This window comes from Mobiluncus mulieris ATCC 35243 (assembly GCF_000160615.1).
GTDB classification, from domain to species: domain Bacteria; phylum Actinomycetota; class Actinomycetes; order Actinomycetales; family Actinomycetaceae; genus Mobiluncus; species Mobiluncus mulieris.
Window position 1 is genome coordinate 308,111 of the sequence record NZ_GG668519.1, and the last position, 5,324, is coordinate 313,434.

The window sequence follows — 5,324 nt, forward strand, 5'->3', positions numbered from 1 at the left end:
GGGAAAATCGCGGGATTGCGCCGCCATAAACGCCGCCGCATCGTCCGGGGTGAAAAACTGCCCCGCGCTACGGCGGCGGCGGCTATCCAAGGTCGCCAACAAAGCCTCGTAACACACCGCAATTTCCCCGATGCTCAAGCCTTCCAGCGGGTTCGTGTCGGCTCCCGATACCTCGCTTCCCAGAGGTTCAGCACCCGACACCTTGTCTCTCAAGGACTTGGCTCCCAGCGATTTGGCACCTAGCTGCGCTGCTCCCGGGGGGGTGACACCGATATCCAACAGCTCGCCCCCTGGAGGTTCGTCTCCCAAAGGTTCAGCGTCTAGCGAGCCGATATCCTGCGGCTCAGTCCCCAAGATTTCAAGCAAATCACTGGCTAAATCTGGGCGCTGCCGGGTTGTCCGCGCCGCCACCGCGCGCAGCCAGTTTCGTCGCGTCTGGGTCTTGGTGGGTGCTTGCAACCGGGCGATAACCCGGGTAACTGCCGTGGGGGAAAATCGCCTTTCACCCGTACCGATACCTGTACCGACATCCTCCCTTGCTACCAAGCACGACCTCCCCCAGCAAAATTTTAGCTGCCAGCTATTTTTAGCATACCCCAGCCAAATCCATTTGCGGCCTCATAATTCTCACTCCAAGAGTGCGCCATAAATTTATGCCAGCACCTCATGAAAAGGCCGAGCCTAGCGCATCTCTTTTTTCCCGAAACATACCGTAGAAAGGTATAGCGCGGCGAGACCGAGCCCGGTGGCACAAGGCAGAAAAGGGAATAAGTCAAGAGACGAGACTCTCACATTGTTTTGATAATCCGCCATCGCCGTAGCTATCAAATAGCCACCGTAGCAATAGGGGTAGAAAATCCACAGCGGCGTATTCGCCACCAGGATTCCCGGGATTACCAACAACAGGTTGATGCCGATACTCAACACCGGGCGGTTGAACACCACGGCTATCAGCCACATAAGAGCCACACTGGGAATCATCGCGAAAAACAACCCCGTGCATTTGCCCAGCAGATAGGCCACGGGAATCGCCTGGGACACCCCCGCCGCGTGGGCGGTAACCAAGCCCGCCACCAGGAATACCACCAGATAGATTAGCATCTCGAGGAACAAGAAAGACAGCACTACCACGAATTTAGCCAGATTCAGCTGGCGGCGGCTCACGGGCAGGGCGAGCATTTTCAGAATCCCGTTGTGTGCCGATTCACGTGCCGCTATCAAGACACACACCACAATCATAGAGAACGGCAGTAAATAATAGGCGTACAGCAGACAGCTTTGAATAAACATCGCTGCCCAAGCATCCTTGTATTCCGGGGTCAAGTACATACGCAGGCTGGAAACACCGGAAATAATTACCACCACGGGGGCAATAAATATCAGTGGAATAATGAAAGACCTTTTTACTTTCATAAATTCAATTGCGAGTAAAGACGTAAAACGCACAACTAGCTCCTTTCATTCATAGGCTTTGTATTGGGATAGCACCAGCCCGAGGCCGCCAAACAAGACGGTTTCCACAATCGCGATGGCAATTACCAGCGGATTTGGCACGGCCGTAGTAGTTATAGCCGGTTGAAAAACTGCCACAAAAGGATGCCCCAGCCAAATGGGAGATTTAGCGGTGGCCAGGGCGATGCCGCTGAGGAAGCCGGCTACGCCCACCCCGAGCGGCACCCATATATTGGTAAAACGCGAGGCCACCAGCAGCATCAGCGACACAATTGGCAGGGTCGCCAGGAAAGTGTAGGCCGCAAAAGCCACCAGCGCCGCCACGTCGAAGGCTCCGGACGGCAGGTAACGTAGGCCCACCAACGCGATAGCGGCGTATTGAATCACCCACGCCGCCAGCAAACCGGCGGCGATAATGACGAATTTCCACAGGAAAATCTGTCCGCCGGCCAGGGGTAACACGCACAGTTTTCGAATCGCATTGCCACTAAACTCCAGGTAATAGGCCAGGCAGGCGGCCACCACGATGCCGAAAATATTAAGCACGCACAGCACTCCGTAGAGTTGGGTCAACAGCACATCCATGGGCGCCAACGGTAAAGCCAGAAGTTGACTCCCGCGCAGCCCGAAAAGCAACGCCGCATAGCCCGCACCCAGCCAACCAACCACCAGCAGTGCCGTCAACAAACCGGTGCGCCGCTGCTTGTACAGTTCCACGCCCAACGCCTTCATACCCCTCATAGCAGTGCCCTTTCCCGGTGGGTCGCATTGTCGTTTTCAATCATGGCCAGGAAGGTGTCCTCGAGACTGCTCTCGGCTAGCCCCTCATGAACTGCGAGCCCTCGCAGCGCTTCCAGGCTCCCCTCAAAGAGCATTCGCCCGTGGTTCAAAATCCCGATATCTTGAGCCATCAGCTCGACCTCCGCGAGTAAATGCGAGGTGATTAGCACGGTGCAGTCGTAGCGGCTTGGCAGCGAGGTCACCAAATTGCGTATCTCGTGAATACCAGCCGGGTCGAGCCCATTGGTCGGCTCGTCCAGAAACAGGATCGGTGGTTTTCCCAGCATTGCCCCCGCGAGTCCCAGGCGCTGTTTCATGCCCAGGGAATATTTCCGCGCCAAGCGCCCACCGAACTCGCGCAATCCCACCAGTTCCAGAGCCTCATCCACGCTGGAGCGCGGCAGATCTAAAATACGCCTGATGATTTCAAGGTTTTCCCGTCCGGTCAGATTCGCGTAAAACGACGGTGATTCAATAAACGAACCGATAGAGCGCAAAATCTCTATCCGGTCTGCGGGAAAGTGTTTCCCGGCAATCTCGAAACTGCCGCTGGTGGGCTTGGTCAACCCCAGCAACATCTTCATGGTGGTTGATTTGCCCGCCCCATTTGGCCCCAGAAACCCGTAAATACTTCCCGGACGAATATGCAAACTCACGTCACTAACGGCAGTGAAGTCCCGGTAAATCTTGGTCAGATGATTGGTTTTCACGATGTAATCCATGACTGTTCCTTTCTGTCGAATCCAAGTTAGCGCGCTGACCTGGCGGGAAAATGGCGTGGGGATGGCGCAAAAATGACTTTTAGCTGACTTTTAGCTGACATGGCGGCTAGCGGTACGTCGCGTCTCGCGGGGGTGGTACGGTAGGTGGCGTTGTCGAATTCATGAGGAGCCAGCCCCGTGTTACCGCAAAGTTTTAAAGACCGCCGTATCCTGATCGTGGATGACGAGCCAGATATTCTTGAACTGGTGCGCACTACCTTGGAAAACGAGGGTTACACCCAGGTGGAAACGGCGAGCAGTGCCCGCGCTGCGGGACAGATTCTGCGCACCACGAAACCAGAGGCGGCAATCTTGGATGTGATGCTGCCCGATGGGAATGGTTTTGTGCTTTGTGACGAAATCCGTAAAACCCGCGATATTCCAGTGATTTTTTTGACTGCGCGGGACGAACCCACCGACAAATTCCAGGGTCTGGGAATGGGCGCGGATGACTATATCACGAAGCCTTTTTATCCCGAGGAACTGGCATTGCGCCTGGCGGCGGTACTGCGCCGGTGCTATCCAGAGGACGTGGCGGAAAGCAATCGCGTGGAAATCGCAGCTGGCACTATTGACTTCGATTGTGCCGTGATGATACGCAGCGACGGTGGGGAGATTGCGTTGACCGCCAAGGAATGCACTTTGTTGCAAGCTTTGTGTCAGAATGCCGGGCGAATCGTGACCACCGATAGACTCTGTATAGCCGGGTGGGGCGAGAACTATTTCGGCTACGAGACTTCACTGTTGTCTCATATTCGCCGCATTCGCGAGAAAATCGAGGCCAACCCGTCCGCGCCAGTGACCCTGCTGACCGCGCGCGGACTGGGATACAAACTGTTGGTAAAGGAAACCTAAGATGGCACCATTTCACCAAATTCTGCGCCGTTTCGCGCTCGGTTTCCTGATTACCCTAACGGCTTTAGTGGCTACCAGTGTGACCCTTTATGCAGTCTATATGCACACCATAGTAAACCGTCTGCTCGAGCCTGCGGTGCCAAGCGTGCTGGCTCAGACCGCCGACTCCCTTAAATTAAAAGGGGGTGAATATGAGCTGGCACCCGCTGCCCGCCAGCAGCTCATGAAAGCCGCAGCCTGGGCGATGCTACTCGACAAACAGAGCGGGGAAGTCACTTGGCGCTACCACGTCCCTCCCGAGATTCATACGCGCTATACCTTGACGGATGTAGCGAAGTTTTCGCGCGGCTACCTGCAAGATTACCCGGTTTTTACCTGGGAGCACCCCGGGGGGCTGCTGGTGGTGGGCTATCCCCGGGATAGCTTTGCTAAGCAACTTTCGAACTACATTCCCACAGCCGCCTACCAAAGTTTGATACCGTTTTGGGCGGTATTGATACCAGCTAATCTAACGGTATTGTTCCTGTTGTATTTCGGGGCGCAAAAACGCCTGGGACGAGCCGTGACTCCGCTGGTAGCGGGGATTGGGGAGCTCTCGCGGGGGCAAACTGTGCAGCTCGCGGAGCGCGCACCTTTTTCCACCTTGGCGCAAGAGATTAACACAGTTTCCGCCGCGCTCCAGAAACGCGACACGGCGCGAGCAAATTGGATTGCCGGGGTTTCCCACGATATTCGCACTCCCCTGTCAGTGATTATCGGATCCGCCGCCACCCTCGAGAAAACCACAGAAAACCCCGAAGTGGCCCAGAAAGCTCGCCAGATTATGGCGCATGGGGAGCGGATTAAAAACTTAGTCAATGACTTGAATTTGGCCTCGCGTTTGGATTACGAAATGCAGCCGCTGCGCCTGGAGTCGGTGCCGGTAGCACCCCTGTTGCGCTCGATTGCGGCGGATTTCTTGGATCGGGGTTATGACGGCCTGTATGACATTGCGTGCGAGATTGATTTTGCCAGTGATATTTGTGTCACCGGGGATGCCTCCTTGTTGCAAAGAGCGGTGGAGAATCTGGTCACTAATGCGATTGTGCACAACCCGCAAGGATGTCAGATACGCTTGGAAGCCCGGATGGCACCTCATGAAATCATCATCACCATAACCGATAACGGCACCGGGGTGAGCGCTGAGAAACTGCGCCAGCTGGAAACCCGGCCACATTACTGGCACTGTGATACGCCAACCGAACAACCTCAGCATGGGCTCGGGTTGCTGCTGGTGAATCAAATCATTGCTGCCCACCACGCCACCATGCGTCTGTCTGGCCGCGAGGGTGGCGGTTTCGCCGTCGAACTGCACCTATCGCCATCCGCCCCGCCGCCTTCATGAGGTTTGCGTACCAGAGTCTAGGGATTTTGCTTAAAACCCGAGTTTTTCCCATCGGCGCGTTTGTCCCGAATCCGTTACGTTTTCATGAGGTG

At 55.6% G+C, this 5,324-nt stretch carries 5 protein-coding genes and 1 pseudogene; 2 read left to right on the forward strand and 4 right to left on the reverse strand.

Annotated elements, in window-relative coordinates; translation table 11 throughout:
- The 4 genes and pseudogenes from HMPREF0577_RS06360 to HMPREF0577_RS06375 all read right to left on the reverse strand — a co-directional run.
- Positions 1-546: pseudogene (locus HMPREF0577_RS06360) on the reverse strand (N-6 DNA methylase); the annotation flags it as partial.
- A gap of 135 nt (positions 547-681) precedes the next feature.
- Complete coding sequence (locus HMPREF0577_RS06365) at positions 682-1,446, reverse strand: ABC transporter permease (RefSeq protein WP_004012945.1); 765 nt, start codon at positions 1,444-1,446, stop codon at positions 682-684.
- Positions 1,447-1,458: 12 nt separating this feature from the next.
- Positions 1,459-2,193, reverse strand: a complete 735-nt coding sequence (locus HMPREF0577_RS06370; RefSeq protein WP_004012946.1) for an ABC transporter permease — start codon at positions 2,191-2,193, stop codon at positions 1,459-1,461.
- Complete coding sequence (locus HMPREF0577_RS06375) at positions 2,190-2,954, reverse strand: ABC transporter ATP-binding protein (protein ID WP_004012947.1); 765 nt, start codon at positions 2,952-2,954, stop codon at positions 2,190-2,192. Before HMPREF0577_RS06375 ends, HMPREF0577_RS06370 begins: the two co-directional genes overlap by 4 nt.
- 177 nt (positions 2,955-3,131) lie before the next feature.
- Between HMPREF0577_RS06375 and HMPREF0577_RS06380 the strand changes: the two genes are divergently transcribed.
- Both HMPREF0577_RS06380 and HMPREF0577_RS06385 read left to right on the forward strand, forming a co-directional pair.
- Positions 3,132-3,848 (forward strand): response regulator transcription factor, encoded by a 717-nt coding sequence (locus HMPREF0577_RS06380; RefSeq protein WP_004012948.1) that lies wholly within the window; start codon positions 3,132-3,134, stop codon positions 3,846-3,848.
- A 1-nt stretch (position 3,849) separates the two neighbouring features.
- Positions 3,850-5,232, forward strand: coding sequence for a sensor histidine kinase (locus HMPREF0577_RS06385; protein WP_004012949.1), 1,383 nt, complete (start codon positions 3,850-3,852; stop codon positions 5,230-5,232).
- Positions 5,233-5,324 lie beyond the last annotated feature (92 nt).

What these genes read in the sequence shown, in the direction of transcription:
- HMPREF0577_RS06370 (WP_004012946.1), bottom strand. Translation starts at nt 2,193, where the DNA reads ATGAGGGGTATGAAGGCGTTGGGCGTGGAACTGTACAAGCAGCGGCGC.
- HMPREF0577_RS06375 (WP_004012947.1), bottom strand. Translation starts at nt 2,954, where the DNA reads ATGGATTACATCGTGAAAACCAATCATCTGACCAAGATTTACCGGGAC.
- HMPREF0577_RS06385 (WP_004012949.1), top strand. Translation starts at nt 3,850, where the DNA reads ATGGCACCATTTCACCAAATTCTGCGCCGTTTCGCGCTCGGTTTCCTG.